The sequence below is a fragment of the Marinisporobacter balticus genome, from assembly GCF_004345705.1.
GTDB classification, from domain to species: Bacteria; Bacillota; Clostridia; order Peptostreptococcales; family Thermotaleaceae; genus Marinisporobacter; species Marinisporobacter balticus.
The window spans coordinates 76,601-99,389 of the sequence record NZ_SLWV01000009.1; the positions used below are offsets into that span (position 1 = coordinate 76,601).

General features: G+C 30.1%; 21 protein-coding genes. 7 read left to right on the forward strand and 14 right to left on the reverse strand.

What is annotated here, in order from left to right:
* Positions 1 to 2: 2 nt before the first annotated feature.
* Together EV214_RS08380 and EV214_RS08390 are read right to left on the reverse strand one after the other, a co-directional pair.
* Positions 3 to 1,370, reverse strand: coding sequence for an alanine/glycine:cation symporter family protein (locus tag EV214_RS08380; RefSeq protein ID WP_132244653.1), 1,368 nt, complete (start codon positions 1,368 to 1,370; stop codon positions 3 to 5).
* A gap of 620 nt (positions 1,371 to 1,990) precedes the next feature.
* Positions 1,991 to 2,173, reverse strand: coding sequence for a hypothetical protein (locus tag EV214_RS08390; protein ID WP_132244658.1), 183 nt, complete (start codon positions 2,171 to 2,173; stop codon positions 1,991 to 1,993).
* Positions 2,174 to 2,329: 156 nt separating this feature from the next.
* On the opposite strand from EV214_RS08390, the gene EV214_RS08395 reads away from it, so the two are divergent.
* On the forward strand, positions 2,330 to 2,518 hold the full coding sequence (locus EV214_RS08395; RefSeq protein WP_132244660.1) for a hypothetical protein: 189 nt from the start codon (positions 2,330 to 2,332) through the stop codon (positions 2,516 to 2,518).
* Positions 2,519 to 2,705: 187 nt separating this feature from the next.
* Here the strand turns inward: EV214_RS08395 and EV214_RS08400 are convergent, their stop codons facing one another.
* From EV214_RS08400 to EV214_RS08410, 3 genes are read right to left on the reverse strand one after another with little or no spacing between them, the layout of a single operon-like run.
* Positions 2,706 to 4,733 carry a DUF6449 domain-containing protein gene (locus tag EV214_RS08400; RefSeq protein WP_132244662.1) on the reverse strand — a complete coding sequence of 676 codons (2,028 nt, stop codon included), beginning with the start codon at positions 4,731 to 4,733 and terminating at the stop codon, positions 2,706 to 2,708.
* On the reverse strand, positions 4,708 to 5,607 hold the full coding sequence (locus EV214_RS08405; protein ID WP_132244664.1) for an ABC transporter ATP-binding protein: 900 nt from the start codon (positions 5,605 to 5,607) through the stop codon (positions 4,708 to 4,710). The genes EV214_RS08400 and EV214_RS08405 overlap by 26 nt, the downstream gene beginning before the upstream one ends.
* Positions 5,600 to 5,989 carry a GntR family transcriptional regulator gene (locus tag EV214_RS08410; protein ID WP_132244666.1) on the reverse strand — a complete coding sequence of 130 codons (390 nt, stop codon included), beginning with the start codon at positions 5,987 to 5,989 and terminating at the stop codon, positions 5,600 to 5,602. The genes EV214_RS08405 and EV214_RS08410 overlap by 8 nt, the downstream gene beginning before the upstream one ends.
* Before the next feature lie 191 nt (positions 5,990 to 6,180).
* Here EV214_RS08410 and EV214_RS18715 point away from each other — a divergent pair, with 191 nt between their 5' ends.
* Positions 6,181 to 6,345, forward strand: a complete 165-nt coding sequence (locus tag EV214_RS18715) for a hypothetical protein (protein WP_165916309.1) — start codon at positions 6,181 to 6,183, stop codon at positions 6,343 to 6,345.
* A 75-nt stretch (positions 6,346 to 6,420) separates the two neighbouring features.
* Here EV214_RS18715 and EV214_RS08415 read toward each other — a convergent pair whose 3' ends face one another.
* Complete coding sequence (locus EV214_RS08415) at positions 6,421 to 7,227, reverse strand: CPBP family intramembrane glutamic endopeptidase (protein WP_165916310.1); 807 nt, start codon at positions 7,225 to 7,227, stop codon at positions 6,421 to 6,423.
* 48 nt (positions 7,228 to 7,275) lie between these two features.
* Here EV214_RS08415 and EV214_RS18720 point away from each other — a divergent pair, with 48 nt between their 5' ends.
* A complete protein-coding gene (locus EV214_RS18720) occupies positions 7,276 to 7,539 on the forward strand; it encodes a hypothetical protein (protein WP_165916311.1) in 264 nt (87 codons plus the stop codon).
* A 480-nt stretch (positions 7,540 to 8,019) separates the two neighbouring features.
* Here the strand turns inward: EV214_RS18720 and EV214_RS18725 are convergent, their stop codons facing one another.
* Positions 8,020 to 8,193, reverse strand: coding sequence for a hypothetical protein (locus tag EV214_RS18725; protein WP_165916312.1), 174 nt, complete (start codon positions 8,191 to 8,193; stop codon positions 8,020 to 8,022).
* Between the two features lie 196 nt (positions 8,194 to 8,389).
* Between EV214_RS18725 and EV214_RS08420 the strand changes: the two genes are divergently transcribed.
* On the forward strand, positions 8,390 to 8,599 hold the full coding sequence (locus tag EV214_RS08420; protein ID WP_330571281.1) for a hypothetical protein: 210 nt from the start codon (positions 8,390 to 8,392) through the stop codon (positions 8,597 to 8,599).
* A gap of 38 nt (positions 8,600 to 8,637) precedes the next feature.
* On the forward strand, positions 8,638 to 8,916 hold the full coding sequence (locus EV214_RS08425; protein WP_330571282.1) for a spore coat protein: 279 nt from the start codon (positions 8,638 to 8,640) through the stop codon (positions 8,914 to 8,916).
* Between the two features lie 45 nt (positions 8,917 to 8,961).
* Here the strand turns inward: EV214_RS08425 and groL are convergent, their stop codons facing one another.
* Together groL and groES are read right to left on the reverse strand one after the other, a co-directional pair.
* The gene (gene groL, locus EV214_RS08430; protein ID WP_132244670.1) at positions 8,962 to 10,593 is read right to left on the reverse strand and encodes a chaperonin GroEL; all 1,632 of its coding nucleotides are present in this window, start codon (positions 10,591 to 10,593) and stop codon (positions 8,962 to 8,964) included.
* 35 nt (positions 10,594 to 10,628) lie between these two features.
* Positions 10,629 to 10,916: a co-chaperone GroES gene (gene groES, locus EV214_RS08435; protein WP_132244672.1), complete on the reverse strand. Its 288-nt coding sequence runs from the start codon at positions 10,914 to 10,916 to the stop codon at positions 10,629 to 10,631.
* A gap of 456 nt (positions 10,917 to 11,372) precedes the next feature.
* Here groES and EV214_RS08440 point away from each other — a divergent pair, with 456 nt between their 5' ends.
* Positions 11,373 to 11,594 (forward strand): hypothetical protein, encoded by a 222-nt coding sequence (locus tag EV214_RS08440; RefSeq protein ID WP_132244674.1) that lies wholly within the window; start codon positions 11,373 to 11,375, stop codon positions 11,592 to 11,594.
* 45 nt (positions 11,595 to 11,639) lie between these two features.
* Here the strand turns inward: EV214_RS08440 and EV214_RS08445 are convergent, their stop codons facing one another.
* The 3 genes from EV214_RS08445 to EV214_RS08455 all read right to left on the reverse strand — a co-directional run bounded on the left by EV214_RS08445 (position 11,640) and on the right by EV214_RS08455 (position 16,751).
* Positions 11,640 to 12,248: a hypothetical protein gene (locus EV214_RS08445; RefSeq protein WP_132244676.1), complete on the reverse strand. Its 609-nt coding sequence runs from the start codon at positions 12,246 to 12,248 to the stop codon at positions 11,640 to 11,642.
* Positions 12,249 to 12,667: 419 nt separating this feature from the next.
* Positions 12,668 to 13,444, reverse strand: a complete 777-nt coding sequence (locus EV214_RS08450) for a Na-translocating system protein MpsC family protein (protein ID WP_132244678.1) — start codon at positions 13,442 to 13,444, stop codon at positions 12,668 to 12,670.
* Positions 13,445 to 13,703: 259 nt separating this feature from the next.
* Positions 13,704 to 16,751: a tetratricopeptide repeat protein gene (locus tag EV214_RS08455; RefSeq protein WP_132244680.1), complete on the reverse strand. Its 3,048-nt coding sequence runs from the start codon at positions 16,749 to 16,751 to the stop codon at positions 13,704 to 13,706.
* Between the two features lie 301 nt (positions 16,752 to 17,052).
* Here EV214_RS08455 and EV214_RS08460 point away from each other — a divergent pair, with 301 nt between their 5' ends.
* Complete coding sequence (locus EV214_RS08460; protein WP_132244682.1) at positions 17,053 to 17,916, forward strand: formate/nitrite transporter family protein; 864 nt, start codon at positions 17,053 to 17,055, stop codon at positions 17,914 to 17,916.
* Positions 17,917 to 17,949: 33 nt separating this feature from the next.
* Here EV214_RS08460 and EV214_RS08465 read toward each other — a convergent pair whose 3' ends face one another.
* Together EV214_RS08465 and ade are read right to left on the reverse strand one after the other, a co-directional pair.
* A complete protein-coding gene (locus tag EV214_RS08465) occupies positions 17,950 to 21,003 on the reverse strand; it encodes an AAA family ATPase (RefSeq protein ID WP_132244685.1) in 3,054 nt (1,017 codons plus the stop codon).
* 61 nt (positions 21,004 to 21,064) lie between these two features.
* Positions 21,065 to 22,786 (reverse strand): adenine deaminase, encoded by a 1,722-nt coding sequence (gene ade, locus EV214_RS08470; RefSeq protein ID WP_132244687.1) that lies wholly within the window; start codon positions 22,784 to 22,786, stop codon positions 21,065 to 21,067.
* Positions 22,787 to 22,789: the final 3 nt, after the last annotated feature.

Consider the following 22,789-nt stretch of genomic DNA (forward strand, 5'->3'; position numbering starts at 1 on the left):
TTTTATTTTTTGAGTCTCGCGCCAGGATAAAATTTTGGATCATTGAAAAATTCATTTTTCAATTCCTTAATTTCTTTTGTCATCAATACAACACCAATCATATTTGGAATAATAATTGCTGCCAATAAAATATCAAGGAATTGATATAAGAATTCAATACCTCCAACTGCTCCTAAGAAAATAGACAAAATGTATATGGCGCGCATAACTTTCGAAAATCTTGTGCCAAAAAGATATTCTGCTTGTTTTTCACCATAATAAACAATAACAATGATTGTAGAAACCACAAACAACAATATACTAATTGTTACAATACCTCCACCAAAACCTTCACCCATCAATCCTTGAAAAGCACGAGCAGGTATAGAAGCCGCTTCAGATGGTGGAACTTCCTTCCAAAGACCTGTTGTCAAAACAACCAATGCAGTTGTTGTACAAACAACCAATGTATCTACAATTACTTCAAAAATTCCCCACATAGCTTGACGAGCAGGATGATCCGTAACTGCTGCTGAGTGAGCAATTGGCGCTGTACCCATACCCGCTTCATTAGAGTAAGTTCCTCTAGCGATCCCCCATCTCATGGTTGCTGCAATACCAGCTCCAGCAAAACCACCCGCAGCTGCAACAGGTGTAAATGCATATTTAAATATTAAACCTATTGCTTCTGGAACTCTACCAATATTGATTACAATAATAATCAATGCACCAATAAGATATAACATAGCCATAAATGGAACTAATTTTTCTGTAACCTGTGCGATCCTCTTAATCCCACCATACACAACCAACCCAACAATTAGCGCTACAACAATGCCGGTTGCCATATTTGGAATGCCTATCGTATTTGCAGTTTGCACAACAGAAACAGTTTGTGCTGCAATAGAAGGAACTAATTCAATCATTAAACCAAAAGCAAATATTGTCCCTAAAATAGGTGTTACCCCTTTTGTAAGGTAATACATAGGTCCACCTACAAATTCTCCTTCTTCATTTTTCTCACGATATTTTATACCCAATATAACTTCTGAAAATTTAAGTGCAGAACCTAAAATAGCAGTAAGCCACATCCAAAATATTGCTCCTGGACCTCCAAAAGCTATGGCAACAGGAACCCCAACAATATTTGATGCACCAATTGTTGAAGCAAGTGCTGAAGTTGCAGCCTGAAAAGGTGATATGGTTCCCTCTCCTTCAGCTTTTGCAAACATCTTACCAAAAGTTTCTTTAATGATGAATGGAAGATATCTAAATTGAAAAAAACCTAATGCTACCGTCATCCATATTCCTCCACCAACAAGAATAATCATCATTGGCGTACCCCAAATCCATCCTGATATTGCGGCAATAAGGTCTAAAAAGCCTTGCATAAAAGCATCCCCCTTTATCATGTATTTTCAATAGAGATAAAATAAATTCGATACCTCTATTCTTATAAACTTATGCAAAAACAAAAAGGATATGACTTTCATCCAAAGTCATATCCCTAAAAAAAGCAAGTTTCATTCACTATTTTAAAATTTATTTTTCAAAAAATTTTTCTTCATAATGTGTACAATTTTGCCCAGTAGATTGATACACAAGTACAGAGGGCATATACTGGGTTTTCATGCTAAATAATTTACAACCATTTGGAAATTTTATATCCCATGTAATATAATAATTTTTACACTTTTTGCAGTATATTCTTGATTTGTTTTGCATAGAATCATCCTTTTCACACGCTTAGAGATTAGAAAAAATAAAAATCTATTATTAGGATAATCTATAATCTCTAGAAAATAGAAAACACTGTGAAAAATGCACTTAAAACCATCATCCCCGCAATGGTTATGGCCACAATTTTTTTTGTATTTTGGTTCATAATTATTCCTCTCCTTTATTCAATTATATCTTATTCATAATCTTACTGTATACTCTAAGAAATTTCAACAAGTATAAAATTGCTAAACCATTTTATTTCCATTCATTCTTTCATTGGTAGCTTCTTCTATCTTTCATCTTTAGACAATAAAGACTTTATTGCTTTTGCGATTTCTTCTTCAGATACATTTGATAATTGATGCTCTTTTTTTTTATAGGTTATCTCAGCAATAGCAGTTTCTTTTTTATCCATATTTCCTTCTTCCTTCAACCTATTTTCTTTCTTCTTTTTAAATAAGCTTTGAAACATGATTCATTCTCCTTCTTATCTAAGTATTTGCTCACTCATTAAGCTTTTAATTATTACCATAATTTACTACATATAAACGTACCTTAAATATTTTCCATCTGTCGTATTCTTTAGAAGCAAAGCACACAATCATACATTGATCAGGAGGGATAGACTATGGGTATATTGATGTTTCAAAAAAATATAAGCTTAATCACAGTTTTTATTCATAAGCTACAAAGAGAAAATGTTCCAATGACCCTACGCCAAATTTTTATAAAGCATTATTCTGATGACTTAAATATTCATTTAACAGATACTATGATTAAAGAGTTATTATATCATCAAAAGTATTTCTATTCATAAAATAGAATAATATGCCGTTCACCCCTAATTATTTATTTGACACTAAAATAAATAATCCTTCAAAAAAAATTCACTTTGCTCATATATTTAGAATATTCTTATCAAATCCTTTTTCTTCTAACATCTTCTATATAACCATAATAAAAGGCACTCAATTCATAGGATTGAATGCCTTTGCCATTTATTATTACTCAAAAAAATTCTTCACAAATTCGGGTGCATTCTCTTGCGTCATCCAAACTAGATCATTCACACCATTCGTATAATAGATGCCTATCATATAGCTTTTTTCATCACGCCAATCAACTCCATAATTAACCAATATTTCTTCCATTTGTTCTTTATCTTTTATTTCTAGTCTCTTTTCATTTTTATTTTCTTTTAATTCTTTTTTTAATTCCATTGGATCATAAGAATCACTATTTTTTATCTCTTTGCTTGTTTTTTCAATGATTATATAATCTATATCTTTAGGCATAATTCTTGATTTTTCATAATATCCATTTTGTTTAAGCCAGCTAGATAGATGCTTATCGTGTTTTTTCCATGCTATATATATATCGTTATTTCTATATTCAGATTCCAAACTTTTTTCTTTATCATGGTATATTATATGTATATCTGCCCAATGACTTTTATTATTCATAAACTCTTTGTAGGTTTCATCTAGTATGTCAGCTTTTATCGCATTAATCATCTCACCCATCTCATCTGATACTACAATTTTTACTGGTTCAGATATATCCTTTAATTTTGGATCAATATCAATATAGTTTACCTTATTAAGATTTAAATGAAAAATATCGTAGTAATTCATTTTGTATTCTGTTGATTCATATATTTTAGAAATCGCATCATTTGTATTTACAAATTCTGTAGGAACATCATATTCTCTTGTAAGTGTTTTTCCATTTTTAAGGTTATATGCAATACCAATACGTTCCGTAGATCTATTTTCCCGTTTCTGTATAAATTCATCTTTGTGTGCGATTACTTCTGAATGGAGCGCTCTAACGAGATGAATATTTTCTGCGGTTTTTAAATGATTGTCACGATCTTCTTCATCTGACCAATAGCGATATAAGCCATTTCCATAATACACACTCTGTATATCCGCTATATTAGGGATTCTTTTTTCATAGCCCACTAAGTCAAATTTTATTCCTGTAAAAACAATCAGTATTACTATCCCATAGATGGCAAATCCTTTTAAGTTTTTGAAAATCCAAATTGATTTTTGGATAATCATCTCTGCAATAAGATATCCTAAAATTGCACCCATAAAATATCCAATATATAACCATGAATCTATTCTTTCTATCATATAGAAGTATGCGCCACCTAAAATCATTGAACAAAAGGTAAATCCATATTTGAATATAGGTTTTAATAGTTCAAAAGCAATTGTGTCTGATGCACTTTCTAAATGTCTTTTTTTATAGACAAGGTATGCTATAAAATATAGGGCTATACTTAGAAATATATACCATAATACAAAATTAGAATCGATTGTTTCGTTACACATAAATGATGTGATAGGTATTATTTTGGCAACAGATCTTTCAAGTAAGCGATCATTAATGACAAAGCCATATAAAAGCTGATCAAAGTTATGAATCATTAAAAAGCTAATTCCTATAGGTAAAAAAATAGATATAAATGATAAAATCATCTGAATTAGGGATATACCAGTAATCATTGCTGCCAAAACTGAAATAACATAAACAATGAGATTTGTTAATGTGCTAAACCAAACCCATTTCAATATACTGGAAATTGTAAATATTTCTTCAAATAATTTACTTCCATCATGATGTATATTTAAAAGAACGATTAAAATAACAGCGGTTAGCACTACTGGAAGAAGCAGTAATACAACACCTGCTATATTGTGACTGTGAAATAGCTGTCCTCTTGTAATTGGAAAGGAATGCATTACAGTAGTTGACTTATTTTGGTGCAAATATCGAAAGATTAGCACCGCTAATAATATTGGAAAGCCTATTGAAAGCACCATTTGCAAATCTGCGTGTCTTAGGTTTAAGAAGTTTTTTATGGCGCTATTAGGAGATTCATTCGGATTATTAAATAAAGACATTATATTTAATGGACCTGAAAAAAACAAAGTCAAAAAGTAGAGTACTGCCATTCCCCAGTATCTTTTTAAATCTTCTAATACGATATGTATATTAAAAAATAACATTTTGGATTTCATATCCGACACCTCCTAATTCATATATGAAAATTTCTTCTAATGTAAGGGGAAGAATATCTAGTATCATTGGGTTATATTTATTAAACTTAGAAACAATCTCTTTTTGCTCTCCCTTAACGATAAAAAGATATACAGTTCCACGTTTTTCTTGATGCAAGACATTTACATCTTTCGTTATTTCTTCAGGAATTTCTGTTTTATAAACAACTTGAATCTTATGTACATCTGATTTTAATTCATCTAAATCTCTTTCAATTAACATTTGTCCTCTATTTAAAATCCCAACATAGTCGCAAATACTTTCAAGCTCCTTTAGATTATGAGAAGAAATCAGTACGCTCACATCTCTTTCTGCAACATCCTCAACGATATATTTCCAAACTTTTTTTCTCATCAATGGGTCTAATCCATCAATTGGCTCATCTAAAATCATTACCTCTGGCATGGTTGAAAGCGTAAGAATAAAAGCTACTTGCCTTTGCATTCCCTTTGATAATTTGTTGATTCTCCTATTCTCATCTAGTTCAAATGTATGTACCATATTTATATATCTTTCTTCATTCCAATTCGGATAGATTTTTTTGTAAAATGATGCCATATTTTTCATGCTGTACATTGGAAAATAATACAGTTCATCAGGAATATAACCAATACTTTTTTTTATATCATTATTTTCAAAAACCTTTTCATTGTTTATAAAAACTTCTCCTGCATCCTGTTTATAGATTCCCATTAAATGCTTTATCAAAGTGGTTTTTCCAGAACCATTCGCACCAATTAACCCATAAATCGAACCCTTTTTCACCGTTAAATCAACATCTTTTAAAACTTGATGCTTTTGAAAGGATTTTGAAAGTTTTTTTACTTCAATCATCTCTACTTCCTCCCTTTATCATTGCATAGGTTTTTTCAATTAATTCAATCAATTCTTCTTTTTCTATTCCTAAATAAATAAGTTCCGATAAGGAGTTTTGAACTTGCTGTTTTAATTTATTCAATTTTTCTTCATCCACCTTTTTTATTTTATTAGAAACAAAATTTCCTCTTCCTCTAACAGAATAGATGTACCCTTGTCTTTCTAGCTCTCGGTATGATTTTTGTATTGTATTGGGATTAATCGTAAGCTGCGTTGCTAATTCTCTCACTGAAGGGATTTTTTCATCAGCACTAAGTATTTCTTTTATAATTAACTGCTTAAATTTATCCATCACTTGCTCATATATGGGCTTTCTGCTCGTTAAATCGATTTGAAACATATTACACCTCCTCTGTACTAATCGTATTAAGTGTGTTATATATAATAATACACTTAAAATATAACAAATTTATTTTCATCTGTCAAGTATTGGTTTTTCGGTCGATAATTTACTTATCATTTAGTGCATTTTTCTAAATTACGAATTATAGATATTGCCAAGACATCTAAAGTCAAGACTAGTGGTTCTAAGTGTGTATTGCTACTGCAATTGATAGAAACAACAATATTGTAATGGAAATGATCTCTAAAGGTAGCATCAAAACAAACAATTTAGAAAGGCTTTATGTTACTTCTGTGATTTGTACAGACTGGCATAAGCGTTATATTAAGTTTGCACAGGATAATATTATATAGCGCCTTATTTTAAAATCAAAGTCTATCCCTATTAGATTTTTTAGAATATATATCTAACACCACTATATTAATACTTTAGCAGCCTGCCTCTTGTTTTATTTCTGTATTATTCTTATCTAAATTCATCAACAACAACAATCCAATAACTACTTCTAAAATGGTATATATAACATATGCTATTATATCACTTTTTAAAACAGTTAATCCTATTATACCTGAAGCATTTAAGCTAGCATGAAAAACAACGCAAAGGAAAATACTTTTTGTATTAACATAAATCCAAGTTAAGAAACCACTTATACCTATACAGGATAAAATAAAAATAATAAATGAGTATTCAAATTGTCCTGTGCCAGGTATATAAAAAAGTGGAAGATGCCATAAAGCCCATATCACACCTAGAATAACAGTGGCAATCATAGCATTATATTTTTTTAATAATTCAGGCAAAACTACCCCTCTCCATCCAAATTCTTCAATGCCACCAGCAATAATAGAATTAAGAAAAGCTGGTATATATAAATAAAAAGGTTCAATAGGATTATAAACTAAACTTTGATTGTCACAAAAGTATCCTATGGCTACTGCCACACCGCCCAAAACCACAGGGGTTAGCACTACCATCAGATGCCATTTATAATTTACTTTTACTTTTAGTACCCGAGAATGAAATTCTTTCTGATCACCCTCATCTTTAGTATGAGCTATAGCAACATACGCTGCAACAATTGGTCCACTTCCTCCTACAAACAACAATAGCTGACTCAATGATTGTTCAAGTTGTAATATATCATTCTGTATAATATAAGCCAATATCCAGTGTGTTGCCCATGTTACAGCAAATGTAAAACTTAAGAATATAACATTTCTTTTTGAATTCATAAGCGCCCCCTCCTTATATAGAAATAATAGCATTTAGCATAACTTTAAATGCTTTATATTGCTTATCTTTATGGTTTTGATCTATTTAAACCTTTACATTCTTATTGGACTTTTGAAAGATTTATTAAAAATACTCCTAATCAATATTTTTCTAATATTATGCAGAATTTAGTTTTGCTTGTTAAAGATTTAGGCTTTATTGATAATTCTTTTGTATCAGCAGATGCTACTCCGGTCTTTGCTAATACTAAATTTAATAATCCAAAATCATTTACTGATATAACATGCCATTTTTGTTTTTCCAATCAATAACTACTACCAATGGTCTGTTTCCATAAAATTTAATTTCACCTATTGGGTGACAAAAAAATAAAAAGAAAGTTCCTAAGAAGTTACGAATATCGTAATCGTGATAATTGGGAAATTAAAGTGAAACACGAATTTAAATGTGCTTAAAATTTCAGTTTTTCAAGGTACCTAGGATACGTGTAACTACTTATTTTGTTATAATTATCCTTTATAGGAATAATAACTATATATAGATAAAAATATCAAATATATCTAAAATTATGTTTCTACGTTCATGGAAAATATATCAATAATTTTCCTGTATCGTATATCTTGACAGAGTATGTATACGATTTATCACAATATTTATTATTGAACCCTATTTATTTTAAAATAAACTTATCTATAGTTTATCCAAAAATTTTATTAGATTCAATAAAATAATAGAAAAATTCTTATCATTTTGTATATACAAATAAGGATGTGTGAAAATTTTACACTTCCTTATTTTATATCATTGTCTAACTGGTTTTTTAAATCGTCTGAAGGAACGATTCCTGGATCTTCTCCATAAAGTACATTCTCTGGCATTTTACTAATTAATCCTACGTTTGATTCCCTCTTTTTAGATTCTTTTCTGGTCAGATTTCTAAAAATCCTATTTATAAATTCATTCATCCAAGTAACCTCCTTAAATATATTTATACTTGCTTTTAGTTTTCCCTATCTTCCTTTACTTATAAATATATTTTTAAAAAATTTTATTCATTCCTTCATTCTTACAATTATTGTATGTAATACTTTTTATTATAATTCACATACTAATCAAGTAAACAAATAATAAACTATATGTTACAAAGGAGGAATATTTACAATGCCAATGAACACGAAAGCACAGCTAGATGCACCTAATTTAAAAGTTTTAGAAGATCAATTGAATTATGAATGCATGATGAATAAAAAGTTAATCCAATACGCTGAATATTGTACAGACCCACAGCTTAAAAATGTTTGTCAGCAAGGTGGACAAAAGCATAACCAAAACTTCAATAATTTATTAAATTATTTGAATTCTCATCAATAATTTACCCTATATTTTCATATCCTAAAGGAGGTATTTCAGTGGCACACCAAGCAAGCTTTACAGAAAAAGAATTGATGAATGACTTGTTAATGTCTGAAAAACAGGTTTCATCTGCTTACACAGTAGGTATTACTGAATCATCTTGTTCTAATTTAAGAAACCTATTATTACAATGTGAACAAAATGTATTGTCTAATCAAGAAAATATCTTTCAATCTATGAATCAAAGAGGTTGGTACCAAGTAAAAAAAGCACCTGCTCAAGATGTACAAAGTGCTAAGGATAAATATAACCAAATGAAGAGTGAATTAAAATAAAAAAAATAAGAGAATCGCTTTTACCGCGATTCTCTTTTATTATGCTTACATCATACCTGGCATTCCGCCACCCATTGGAGGCATTCCTGGCATCGAACCTTCTTCTTTAATATCTGCAACAGCAGCTTCAGTTGTAAGTAGCATAGCTGATACAGAGGCAGCATTTTGTAGTGCTGAACGTGTAACTTTTGTTGGGTCAACAATACCCGCTTCAATCATGTTTACATATTTTTCGTTTAGTGCATCAAAACCGATACCAATTTCGCTGTTTCTAACCTTCTCTACGATCACTGATCCTTCTAATCCTGCATTTTCAGCAATTTGTCTTACTGGCTCTTCAAGGGCACGTCTAATGATCACTGCACCCGTTTTTTCATCTCCATGTAATGTAGCAATTAAATTTTCCACAGCCCCAATTGTATTGATCAGTGCTGTACCACCACCTGCTACAATACCTTCTTCTACAGCAGCGCGTGTCGCATTTAATGCATCTTCAATCCTTAATTTTCTTTCTTTTAATTCTGTCTCAGTTGCTGCACCTACTTCTATTACTGCAACACCTCCAGAAAGTTTTGCAAGTCTTTCTTGTAATTTTTCTCTATCAAAATCAGAAGTTGTTTCTTCTATTTGCGCTTTAATTTGTCTTACACGGTCTTGAATGCCTTGTGGTTCTCCTCCGCCATTGACGATGGTTGTATTGTCTTTATCGATTTTAACAGAATTTGCACGACCTAGCATATCTAAAGTAGTTTCCTTAATATCTAGCCCTAGTTCTTCAGAAATTACTGTACCGCCTGTAAGAATTGCAATATCTTGAAGCATTGCTTTTCTTCGATCTCCAAATCCTGGTGCTTTTACAGCTACACATTCAAAAGTTCCTCTTAATTTATTTACAACAAGTGTTGCTAATGCTTCACCTTCTAAATCTTCTGCAATGATTAATAATTTTTTACCTTGTTGTACAATTTGCTCTAAAACTGGAAGAATTTCTTGAATATTGCTAATTTTTTTATCAGTAATTAAAATATATGGATTTTCAAGCAATGCTTCCATTTTTTCTGCATCTGTTACCATGTAAGGAGATACATATCCTCTATCAAATTGCATACCTTCTACCACATCTAATGTCGTTCCCATTGTTTTAGATTCTTCAACAGTGATTACACCATCTTTTCCTACTTTTTCCATAGCTTCCGCAATTAAATTCCCGATTGTTTCATCTGATGCAGAAATAGACGCAACCTGTGCAATGGCTTCTTTACTTTCAATTGTTTTAGAAATCTTTTTAATCTCGTCTACTGCAACATCTACAGATCTTTGAATACCTTTTTTAAGAATCATTGGATTTGCACCCGCTGCAACATTTTTAAGACCTTCTCGAATGATTGCTTGCGCTAATAATGTTGCTGTAGTTGTACCATCTCCTGCAACATCATTTGTTTTTGTAGCCACTTCTTTTACAAGCTGTGCACCCATGTTTTCATAAGCATCTTCTAGCTCAATTTCGCGAGCAATCGTAACCCCATCATTTGTAATAAGTGGTGAACCGAATTTTTTATCTAAAATAACATTTCTTCCCTTTGGTCCTAATGTTACTTTTACTGTATCTGCTAATTTATTCACACCTGTTTCTAACTTTCGGCGTGCATCTTCACAAAATTTAATTTCCTTTGCCATTTTTAATTACCTCCCAATTATGTATGATTATTTTATTATTCAACAATCGCTAAAATATCACTTTGCTTTAAAATTGTGTATTCAATTCCATCATATTTCACTTCTGTTCCTGCATATTTTGAGAATATTACCTTATCGCCCACTGTTACTTCCATTTTTACTTCTTTTCCATCTACCATACCACCTGGTCCAATTGCTACTACTTGAGCCATTTGTGGTTGTTCTTTTGCTTGTGTTGGAAGGACAATACCACTCTTTGTCTTTTCCTCTGCTTCTAGTTTCTTAATTACAACTCTGTCGCCTAACGGTTTAATATTATTCATTAGAAACCCTCCTTGAAATATATATTTAATTTACAATCTTCTTAACATTGTTAGCACTCACCACTGTCGAGTGCTAACTATAATTTATTACATCTATATCTATTAGGCAAACTTGATTTTGCCACATTTATGCGCTATATTTTTCATTTTTACCAATTATTTAACATTTTATTCAATTTTCTTATAAAAACTATCTATTTCTATGCTTTTCTTCAATTTCCTTTCTATTTACATATATATATGTGTTTTATCAAAATATACTATTCATAAAATATATAAAATAGGATAAACGCTTATACATGTTGTGCTTAATTCAGTCGCATATTACAACGATGAATCATGAAATAAAATTTTCTTACCCCTTCTTGCTAAAAGTTCTTCCATTAAGTACCTAAAGGAATATTATATGCTATATAGAATACTTATACCATAAAAAATTTATAGGAGGCTATTTCAATGCAAAATCCCAGTAAAATTATGGACTTTATCATTCAAAAAAAATTCAAAGAAATATTACATGCAACTCGGCAAGGAAAATTGTACAATTTTAAGGATGAGTTAAAAAAAGAACTTGAAACTATATTAAGCAAACTAAATAATCTAGATCACAAAAAAGAAATAGTAGCTCTTTTGCAGGAAATAAATAATCAACAGTCTATAAAGGACTGGATGAATTAGATCCATGTATTTCGAATATTTCCTTTAATATAGAAAGCTTTTATGTTATAAAATACCTGTTGGACTATTTTTGTAGTATACGTCTTTTCTAACTTTATTAGTAAACCAATCAGGTAAATCCGCACGGTTTTTATAATAAAAGTAAGGTTTTATTAAATCTATTCTTGCTTTATTCGCACACCATTTCTCAGGATAATCTTTTAAAAAAATTATCAAATGATCTGGCTTTGTTTGAAGTGTTTTCTTTTTCCCAAAACACTTCCCTTTAATAATTCCATCTTTTATCCATCTATAGATTAAACCTGGATTTTTATTTAATAGATATCCTATATCTCCAGTAGTTAAAAATTCACCATTAGCAATCCTCTCAGGCCCCAATTTCAATTCAATTGCTTTTTTCTTTATCGAAAGGATGCTTCTATTTAGTTCCTTTGCTATATCATCAGCAGGTTTTTTTCCCCATTTATCTACCAAAAAATTAATTTCATTTTCTATCCAATGCTTCATTTCTGTTGTTAATCCCAATCTTTTTGCTTTTTTAAAAACAGAATCTTTCGTTCTATTTAAATTCGCACCAATCGCAATAATACTTTTTCTAGAATAATTAAAAATTAAATAATTGGTCTCTTCTTTCGTCCATCTTTTGTATATCATCCTTAATGCCTCCTATTTATTTAATACCAATATGGATTCTAAGTTATTGCATTTTTCGTATTCTAAAAATAAGAAGTAAATAAAAATGGCCCATAACAAAAGACAGTACGTCTTTTATTATGGGCCACTTAAATTGCAAATAAGTATTTGATTTAAATAGTTCTTCCATAACCTACCCTATAAAATTTTTATTGTATCATAATATAATTTTTAATATAAAAACAGTTTATATATTTTAATATATCTGCTTTTATTTATTAAAATTTTTCTCTATATAAAATGCAATTTAGGAATCTATACAAATTATATCATTTTTGTTTATTTTGTCAATAGCGCTGATTTCTCTAGCAAGAGTTCATCTTTCTCCCTTATTATTGTCATCAGAAACAAATACATTAAAAATAAATAAGTCTATACGATTAATTCGTAACATGTACGATAATTCTTTCATATTTTTCTTTTGGACATATTTCTATTTTTTTAATTGTCACATTTCTATTGATCAAATCAGCGATTTGCTTTTCAATATCTACTTTTGTATGTTCATATACAGTTTTTCTTATTATTTCTATCGCTTTAAAATTTTCTCCAGCTAACAGTAAATTTTCTTCAATAGCCGTTAAATTTTCTTTGGATAGTATTTCTATTTCTTTTCCTTTTATAAAAACTTGAATTATTTTAGCGCCTTTTCCTGTAACTTTTTTTAAATATCTTGAATATACGTTTCGAATTTCAAGTTCTAATTCACTTTTTTTATCATCTGTTAAAATAAACTGTCTGTTTATTACTAATAAATTTTCACTACATTCTAATTCTTCACTTACGATATCTTTTAAGGATTTTACCAATGCATCCACATCAATAGGTTTTATTAAATATTTTTCAATTTTTAAATCTACAGTCTCTAAAATTGTTTTTGAATCTGATAATGCTGAAGTAATAATGCAAGGACACTTATAACCATCATTTCTAATTTTTCTCAGCATTTCAATACCGCTCATATCTGGCATTATTAAGTCGGTTATAATAATATCCGGTTTATATTCAATAAATTTTTTAATTCCATCCTCTCCATTTTCTGCCAAAACCACTTTCCCAACTCTTTTTTTTAAAAATCTAAAAACTTGATTTTTAGTAATACGCTCGTCTTCTACATATAATATTTTGATATTTTGTAATATATTTAAATCTTCCAAAATCATCCCTCCTTTAAATCTATAAGGAAACTTAAAATGATTATTTTTCCCGTATTGTGGTACATTAAGTTCATATTTCCTTGCATCTTTTTCTTAACTATATTCTTTATGATCAATAAATCCTTTAAATTTATATTTATATATTTTTCTCTATCAAACTATACATTTTATTTGTATTCGCTTTTAATCGCTTTAATTTTTCGTTCAAAAAAATGCTCACCTCTTTCATTCAGTTCATCTATAAGCCTTGGTATATTTTCTAACTATTTTTTTTTAATATTTCTAATATTTGAATTTCATAAGGATCTTTTAACTGTCTTAAAAATTCTATCCCTTTATCGCAATACTGTTTTATATCTAAGGTCAGATAATCACTAAATATTTCTTTAATACTTTCATTTTCTTTCATACGCACTCTTACTTCTGCTTTTATACGATATAGTAACCCTAGTTCATAAGGACTTCTTAACTGCTGTGCATATTTTTCTGCCCTCATTAAATATTTTAATGCCTTTTGATAGTTTCCTTCTCTTATGAGAAGCATTGCCATATACCCTTGTGCTGTAGATCTTCCCCATAAGGTGTTTAATTGATTATATAACTGAATCGCTTTTTCAAAATAAGTTCTTGCTCGGTCATCATCTCCCATATCAAAGGCTACCTGTCCGGCATTGGTATAGAATATGGTAAGTCCATGAATGACTTTCTTCTCTGCGCACACGGCTATGGCACGGTCATAATATTCTAAAGCACTCAGGAATTTCATATTCCTACGCCTGATTTCTCCAATATAATTATAGCCTGCTGCCATATTTAATGTATATTGATCTTCATATTCCTTTGTCTCTTCAAAAATGCGAATAGACTTTTTTAATATTTCTTCAGCTTCCTCATAATCTCCGTCCATTATTTTTTGAACTCCTTTTAATCTAAGCATTATTCCCGTGTCTTTTTGATAATTACATGCTTCTGCTAATTCTAAGCCAACGTCAATATATTTTTTCATCCACGCAACATTATGAATTTGTATTCCGTAATAAATCATTTGCCTATATCCCTTTAGCGCATAATCTGCATCATCCATCTGTAGTGCTAATCCTATCATATTTTGAATATCTTGAATGCCTTTTCCATATTCTCCTTCTCTGATAAAGTACCTTCCTCTCATGTGCAAAAAAACAATACGAAGCATTTTTGTTTCTTCAGATACAGGTTCTTTTTCAATTACGCGCAAAAGGTCTTTTTCAATATCTTGTAGTTGCCGAATCGCTTCTTCTTGGCTTAGGTAACTTCCATACTCTTCCTCAATGTTTCCATCTTTTAAAACTGGAAATAACTCATGTGTAAAATTAAAATGTACATCTAGATTTTTCATCTTATATTTGAGTGCAAAAACATGATTTCCTCCATTTTTAAAGTGATAAATTAATTTAGAATAAAGAAATCGATCGCTTTTGTTATGATGTAATTTCTTCTCAAGAAGGATTCCGATTTCATTGTGTAGTATTTTTCGTCTTCCACTTGATTGTTGAAGATAAATAAATTCTCTTAACTTCTGGTGTGTAAAGGCAAAACTAATCTCTTCACTGTCAATAACTTCTTCTAAAATTTCTCTACTTTGAAGTTCTTCCACAGTATCCATTATTTCTAATACATTTTTTGAACTAAGGAGTTTTAACATATCCAAATTCACTTTGTCAAAGAACATAGAAACAATATTCAATAGATTTTTTCCTTCTTTAGAAACATCTACAAATCTACTTTTTAATATATCCTGCATTTTTGCAGACATTTGTGTAATATATCCTTTTTCTTTTATACTATTTAATACTTCCCTTAAGAAAAAAGCATTGCCTTCCGTTTCTTTATAGATTCTATCATATAATTTTTCATTCCACGAATACTTCGGCAGTCCCATTTGTACAAATTCTTGTACTTGTGATTTTGTAAATTGATTCAGCGTGATTTTTTCAAGTTTATTATATCTAATAGCAGATGTAATCAATTCACTAATTCTTTCTTTATATCCATTTCTACAAGTTACGATAAAGCATATGTTATTATGCACACGTAATAAAATACTTCCTACCAAAGCGATACTTAGTTCATCCATCCACTGAATATCTTCAAAAATCAATACAATTTTTCTTCTTTGTGCTACTTTTTTTAGTACTTCAATCATCGCCTCTTCTATTACTTGATACTTCAATGAATCTATTTTCTCCACAGGATTAATACTGGTTTGTCCATTTTCTATTGCAAATGTTGGAAATACATGACTAATCATATTTCTCAATAAGCTAGGAATGCTTATTTTCTCTTTTTTTATAATATCTACTAGTTTTATAAAAATTTCATTCCATGGTTTTAATAAATGTCCTTGCTCTGCTTGATAGCAATGCGCTTCTAATAAAATCTCACTTCCTTTTACATTTTCTAAAAATGTATCTTTTAATTTTGTTTTTCCTACACCTGCTTCTCCCATAATAATGCATGATTTGTTCCCTTTATTTTCTTGAAAAGCTTTATAGTTTTTCTTTAATATTCCAATTTCATTCACTCTACCATAAAAAAAATCTGATTCTTTTTTTTGATTTACCTTCTTTATATTACGTATCAGTAATATCTCATCAAAAATCTTACAGGTATCAGCATCTGGTGCTATTCCAAGTTCTTTTTCTAGTATATAGGTTAAATGATTGTATACCTCAACCACTTTATTAAATTCTCCTTTATGAGAATATCCCTGCATCAAAATTCGATATGCCTTTTCATCAAAATCATCTACTTTAATCATTTCTTTTGCATAAAAAATGATTGCTTCTATATCGTCTTTCGAAAAAGCATCTTCAATTTTTTGATTTAACCTTTCAATATACACATTTTTTAAATACATCCTATATTGTATCATCCAACTACTAAATTCTTCAGCATCTTTTACATGAAATCCTTTTAAAAATTCTCCGTTATATACTTCAATAGCCGTTTCTTTATTCTTCAAAAATTGGTGAATATCTATTTCTATTTGAATGTCTGGATTTAACATAACGATAGATTTTTCAGGAGAAATAACAATATCCATATCAAAGGTCTTTCTGATTTTATACATAGCTTGTCTTAAGTTTTTCTTTGCAACCTTTTCTTCTACTTCTCCCCATAAAAGATTCACCAATGTATCCCGAGTAGCCTGTCCATAAACCAATAAATAATAAAACAAAGCTTCCGCCTTCTTAAATGGAAAGGTTATTTTTTTTTCGTTTTTATAAACGAAGGCACTATCAAATAATTTCACACGTATTAAATCCATTTTCCTCACCCTTTATCCTCACTTAGGGATATGCTAAAACAAATTATTTTCTCTTATCCCTTAATTTGAAATTTCGCCTATAGTATACTGCTATTATATTATTTTTGCATAGTAAAGGAAAGTTTCTTCACCCTCACTTTGTTTTTTCGTTAATTTTATTTATATATTGACGCTTTAGTGACGGCAACTATATAGTATATAAGAATGATTAGACTAATAGTATAGTCTTCGTTGATTATTAACTTTTTGTCGTTCAATCCTAAGAATAAAATCTATAAATTTTAAAAAAGGGGCTGATACAATGGATCCAAAACAATGTTTAACACCTGTTGAAATTGCAACAGCTACAGTACAAACCGGCATTAAAAAGACAAGACTCTCCATGCTTTCTCAACTTATATTAGGAATTTTAGCAGGATCATTTATTGCTTTTGCATCAGAAGGCTCTAATATGGCTGCATTTAATTTATTTGCAAAACCTGAAACCTATGGTCTAGGAAAAGTTTTAGCAGGTTCAATTTTTGGTACGGGTTTAATGCTTGTTCTTTTGGCAGGTGGAGAATTATTTACAGGAAATACATTAATCATCATCAGTGTTTTAGAAGGTGAAGTAAGTATTCGTGATATGCTAAAAAATTGGGTTACTGTATATATAGGAAATTTCATAGGTTCTTTGTTTATCGCTTTCATGATTGTACAATCAGGATTATTAAGTAGTGGTGCAGATGTACTTGGTGGCGTAACGATTAAAATTGCTTCTTACAAAGTAGCATTACCATTTCTATCTGCTCTTTATTTAGGCATTATGGCCAATTGGCTTGTTTGTTTAGCTGTGTGGTTAGCATATGGTACCAAAAGTATGATTGGAAAAATATTTGGTATATTTTTTCCAATATGGTTATTTATCACATCTGGTTTTGAGCACAGCATTGCAAATATGTATTATGTTCCTGCAGGTATTTTGGCAAAAGCCAATAGCAGTTGGGCAGCAGCCTCTCATCTTTCGCCTGAAAAATTAGCAAATTTAAATTGGACCACCTTTATCACCAATAATCTAATTCCAGTAACCATTGGAAATATCATTGGAGGCGCATTATTTGTAGGGACTGTTTATTGGTTTGTTTACCTACAGGGAGAAGAAAATAAATCCACAAAATCTTCATAAAAAAATGCTTAGCTGCTAAATATTATTAAGCAGCTAAGCATTTTTTTTGAGTACTCCTAATATTTCTATTTCATAAGGATCTTTTACTTGCTTTAAAAATTCTATTCCTTTATCACAATAATTTTTTATATTTAGTGTTAAATAATTTTTAAATACTTCATGGATACATCCATTGTCCTTCATACGCACCTTTATTTCTGCTTTTACACGATATAACAAACCCATTTCATAAGGACTTTTCATCTTTTTAGCATATTCTTCTGCCCTCATTAGACATTTTAATGCTTTTTTATATTCCCCTTTTCTAATTAACAATAATGCCATATATCCCTCAGCCGTAGATCTTCCCCATAACGTGTTTAATTGATCAAACAACTGAATGGCTTTTTCAAAATACACTTTTGCGCGATCATCATCTCCCATATCCAAAGCTGTTTGCCCCCCATTCGTATAAAAGATCGTAAGTCCACCAATAACATTTTTCTCTACACATACATTTACTGCACGATCATAATATTCCAATGCACGCATAAATTTCATGTTTTGTCTTCTAATTTCTCCGATATAATTATATGCAGCTGCCATATTTAATGTATATTTATCTTCATATTCGTTCACAACTTCAAAAATACGAATAGATTGTTTTAAAAATTCTTCAGCTTCTTCATGCTTTCCATCCATAAGCTTTTCTATTCCTTTTAATCTCAGCATAATTCCAGTATCTTTTTGATCATTATATGCTTTAGCTAAATCCAAACCAAGTTCAATATATTTTCCCATCCATTCTACATTGTATGTTTGTATTCCGTAATAAATCATTTGTCTATATCCCTTTATTACGTAGTCAGCATCTTTTATCTCTCGTGCAATTTCTATCATTTTTTGAATATCGCAAACCCCGTTCTCATATTCTCCTTCTCGAATAAAATATCTTCCTCTAATATGTAAAAAATTAATACGGAGCCTCTTTATTTCTTCTGAATCAGACTCTTTACGAAGAATCTTTATCATATTTTTTTCAATATTTTTGATTTGCTTGATCCCTTCCTGTTGGCTCAAATAACTTACATATTCGTCCTCTATGTTTCCATCTTTTAAAACAGGAAATAACTCATGGGTAAAATTAAAATATACATCTAAATTTTTCATTCTATATTTCAGCGCCAGAAGTTCATTTCCCCCTTGTTCAAAGTGATAAATCAATTTTGAATACAAAAATCGGTCTCTTTTATCATAATGTAATTTTTTTTCAAAAATCAATCCGATATGATTATGCAATATTTTTTTTCTTACGCTGGATTGATCTATATAAATGAATGCTCTTAACTTCTGATGTGTAAAAGCAAAGCTAATCTCTTCACTATCACTTACTTCTCTTATTATCCCTCTACTTTGGAGTTCCTCCACAATATCCATTACTGTCAATACATCTTTTGAAGTAAGAAGTTTCAACATATCTAAACTTACTTTATCAAAAAATAAAGATGCAATATTTAAAAGTTCTTTTCCTTCTTTAGAAATATCTAAAAATCTATTTTTTAATATATCCTTCATTTTTGGAGACATATATGTCATATTCCCTTTCTCTTTTATACTATTTAATATTTCGCTTAAGAAAAAGGTATTCCCTTTTGTTTCATGATAAATCTGATCATACAACCTTTCATTCCATGAATATTTTAGCATACCCATCTGAACAAATTCTTGTACTTGTGCTTTATTAAATGGGTTGAGTATAATTTCCTCAAGTCTATTATGTCGTAAATCAGATCGTATAGATTTATGAATTTTTCCTTCATATCCATTTCTCAATGTTCCAATAAAAAATATATTATTTTTTTTCTGATGCATCAGCATATTGTTTAGCAAAGATATACTTATATCATCCATCCATTGAATATCTTCAAAAACCAATAATATTTTTCGTCTTTTTGATACTTCTTTAAGTACCGCAATCATTACTTCTTCTATTACTTGATGTTTCAACAAATCCATTTTTTCTGCTAAATGTGTAATTCCGTCTCCATTCTCTCTTGCAAAACTAGGAAATATATTACTGATGATAGTTTTCCACAAATGAGGAATTTCAATTTTCTCTTCTTTAATAATCTCTACTAATTTTATAAATATCTCATTCCATGGTTTAAATAAATAATATTGTTCCGCTTGATAACATTGACCTTCTAATAAAATACATTCCTCTAGATGAATACTTTCTAAAAATTTCTCCTTTAATTTTGTTTTACCAATTCCTGCATCTCCCCGAATCATTAACGATTTGCTATCTTCATTTGTTTTAAATTGTTTATAATATTTTTCAAGTATGGAAAGTTCATAAGTTCTTCCATAAAAAAAGTCTACTTCTTTCTTTTTTTTCACTTTCATTGTATTACGCGTAAGTAAAATTTCATCAAAAATTTTAGATGTCTTAAAATCCGGTTCTATTCCAAGTTCATGATCTAATACATGTACCAAACAATTATATACATCAATGGCTTTATGAAATACACCTTCATCTGCATAAGTCTTCATTAAAATCCGATAAGGTTTTTCATCAAAATTATCTATTTCAATTAGTTTTTTTGCATAAGCAATTACAGTTTGTACATCTTTTTCTGAGCGCGCATCTTCTATTTTTCTATTTAATCTTTGCATATACAAATCCTTTAGTTTATCTCTATATTGCATCATCCATTCATCAAATGGTTCTCCATCTTTCACATGGAAACCTTTTAAAAATTCTCCCGTATATACTTCAATACTATTTTCTTCATCTCTTAAAAAATGATGGATATCCGTTTCGATCTTAATATCTTTATTTAACATGACCACAGATTTTTTAGGAGAAATAATAATATCCATATCAAAATCTTTTTTGATTTTATACATTGCTTGTCTTAAATTCTTTTTTGCCGTTTTTTCTTCTACTTCACCCCATAGAATATTCGCCAAAGTATCACGTGTAGCTTGTTGGCAAATCAATAAATAATAAAATAGCGCCTCAGCCTTTTTAAATGAAAAATCTATCTTTTTTTCATTTTTTATAACCACTGGTGTATCAAATAATTTCACACGTACTAAATCCATTTTTTCACCCTTTATTTGTATTAAATTTTGAATTTCAAATTCTATTTATCTTGTTTGACACTTACTCTTTTACGCTTAATTCAATAAAATCAAATTTTGTAACATCAAACAAACCCATATCCGTCAATTTTATTTGTGGTATTACAGGCAGTGCAAGAAATGACAATGTCATAAATGGATCAATCTCTTTGTTCACCCCTAACCCATAAGCAATCTCTATCATTTCCTTTAGATTCATATGTACTTCTTCAATCGTCATATCTGACATAAGTCCTCCAACAGGCAATGACAAAGTTTTTAAAACCTTTCCGCTTGAACAAATCGTAATACCTCCACCACATTTTTCAATCTCATTGATTGCTAATAGCATATCTTCATCACTATCCCCAATAACAACAAGATTATGAGAATCATGTGCCACTGTAGAAGCAATGGCTCCATTTTTTAATTTGAAGTCTTCTACCAGTGCAAGCCCTATATTTCCTGTTTTGTTATGCCTCTCAATCACAGCCATTTTTAAAATGTCCAATTGTTTATGAAATTTAAACGCACCATTTTCTGTTTGAATTTTTCTTACTACTTTTTCTGTAGTTAAACTGTGCGGAAATATTTTTATCACATTCGCAATATCCGTTTGAACATTCACGCGTAATTTTTCTAAATCTACTTTATCCATGTGCATAGTATTTAACACTGAAGGATTAAGATGTTTATCTACATGGAATAGCGCCTTTCCATTTTGTGCTACACATTTTCCTTCTTTAAATACTGTTTTAACATTAAATTTTTTCAAATCATCCACTACAATTAAATCTGCTTTATACCCAGGCGCTACAGCACCTACATTTTTCAATCCATAGCATTCTGAAGCATTTAGTGTTGCCATTTTAATTGCAGATATTGGATTTAAACCACCCTTGATTGCTTCTCTAATATTGTTATCAATATGCCCATGCATCAATATATCTTCAGGATGACGATCATCTGTACAAAATATACATCTTCTAAGATTTTCTTTTGTCACACCACGAAGCAGTACCTCTAAATTTCTAGCTGCAGAACCTTCTCTTATTTGAACATACATACCCAAACGCAACCGATTGATCATTTCTTCTACAGTAGAACACTCATGTTCTGTTTTTGTTCCTGCCACTACATAAGCATTTAATGCTTTATCCGAAATGACAGGTCCATGCCCATCTATTAATTTATCTTTTACAATATGAATTTTATCTAATATTTTTTCATCCCCGTTAATTACAGCTGGATAATCCATCAATTCTCCGAGTCCTAATACTCTTGGATGATCAACAAGTGTTTTTAGCTTTTTAGCATTCAATACAGCGCCTGAGTTTTCAAAAGAAGTAGCTGGAACACAAGAAGGCAACATAATATATACAGATAAAGGTAATTTCTCACTTTCATCAATCATATATTCTATTCCTGCTAATCCACATACATTTGCGATTTCGTGTGGGTCTGCAATGATTGTCGTTGTTCCTCTTGGTAAAATGGCTCTTGAAAATTCAGATGGCGTTAGCATTGAGGATTCTATATGCAGATGTCCATCAATAAGTCCTGGCGCAACATATGCTTCATACATATCTATTTCTTCTTTACCTTCATATATGCCTATACCTATAATTGTATCTTTTTCTATTGCAATATCACCGTAAATAATTTCATCAGTAAACACATTCACAATGTTACAGTTCTTTAGCACAAGAGACGCTTTTTTTCTTCCTGCAGCTATATCAATCCTTAATTTTATAATGTCTTTCATCCC

Excerpts from the sequence above, each read along its gene's own strand:
- EV214_RS08395 (WP_132244660.1), top strand. The coding sequence starts at position 2,330 with ATGGGTATATTGATGTTTCAAAAAAATATAAGCTTAATCACAGTTTTT.
- EV214_RS08420 (WP_330571281.1), top strand. The coding sequence starts at position 8,390 with ATGCCAATGAACACGAAAGCACAGCTAGATGCACCTAATTTAAAAGTT.
- EV214_RS08455 (WP_132244680.1), bottom strand. The coding sequence starts at position 16,751 with ATGGATTTAATACGTGTGAAATTATTTGATAGTGCCTTCGTTTATAAA.
- EV214_RS08390 (WP_132244658.1), bottom strand. The coding sequence starts at position 2,173 with ATGTTTCAAAGCTTATTTAAAAAGAAGAAAGAAAATAGGTTGAAGGAA.
- ade (WP_132244687.1), bottom strand. The coding sequence starts at position 22,786 with ATGAAAGACATTATAAAATTAAGGATTGATATAGCTGCAGGAAGAAAA.
- EV214_RS18720 (WP_165916311.1), top strand. The coding sequence starts at position 7,276 with ATGCTTTATATTGCTTATCTTTATGGTTTTGATCTATTTAAACCTTTA.
- groES (WP_132244672.1), bottom strand. The coding sequence starts at position 10,916 with ATGAATAATATTAAACCGTTAGGCGACAGAGTTGTAATTAAGAAACTA.
- EV214_RS08445 (WP_132244676.1), bottom strand. The coding sequence starts at position 12,248 with ATGATATACAAAAGATGGACGAAAGAAGAGACCAATTATTTAATTTTT.
- EV214_RS18725 (WP_165916312.1), bottom strand. The coding sequence starts at position 8,193 with ATGAATGAATTTATAAATAGGATTTTTAGAAATCTGACCAGAAAAGAA.
- EV214_RS08400 (WP_132244662.1), bottom strand. The coding sequence starts at position 4,733 with ATGAAATCCAAAATGTTATTTTTTAATATACATATCGTATTAGAAGAT.
- EV214_RS08405 (WP_132244664.1), bottom strand. The coding sequence starts at position 5,607 with ATGATTGAAGTAAAAAAACTTTCAAAATCCTTTCAAAAGCATCAAGTT.
- groL (WP_132244670.1), bottom strand. The coding sequence starts at position 10,593 with ATGGCAAAGGAAATTAAATTTTGTGAAGATGCACGCCGAAAGTTAGAA.
- EV214_RS08410 (WP_132244666.1), bottom strand. The coding sequence starts at position 5,989 with ATGTTTCAAATCGATTTAACGAGCAGAAAGCCCATATATGAGCAAGTG.
- EV214_RS08380 (WP_132244653.1), bottom strand. The coding sequence starts at position 1,370 with ATGCAAGGCTTTTTAGACCTTATTGCCGCAATATCAGGATGGATTTGG.
- EV214_RS08440 (WP_132244674.1), top strand. The coding sequence starts at position 11,373 with ATGCAAAATCCCAGTAAAATTATGGACTTTATCATTCAAAAAAAATTC.
- EV214_RS08415 (WP_165916310.1), bottom strand. The coding sequence starts at position 7,227 with ATGAATTCAAAAAGAAATGTTATATTCTTAAGTTTTACATTTGCTGTA.
- EV214_RS08460 (WP_132244682.1), top strand. The coding sequence starts at position 17,053 with ATGGATCCAAAACAATGTTTAACACCTGTTGAAATTGCAACAGCTACA.
- EV214_RS08465 (WP_132244685.1), bottom strand. The coding sequence starts at position 21,003 with ATGGATTTAGTACGTGTGAAATTATTTGATACACCAGTGGTTATAAAA.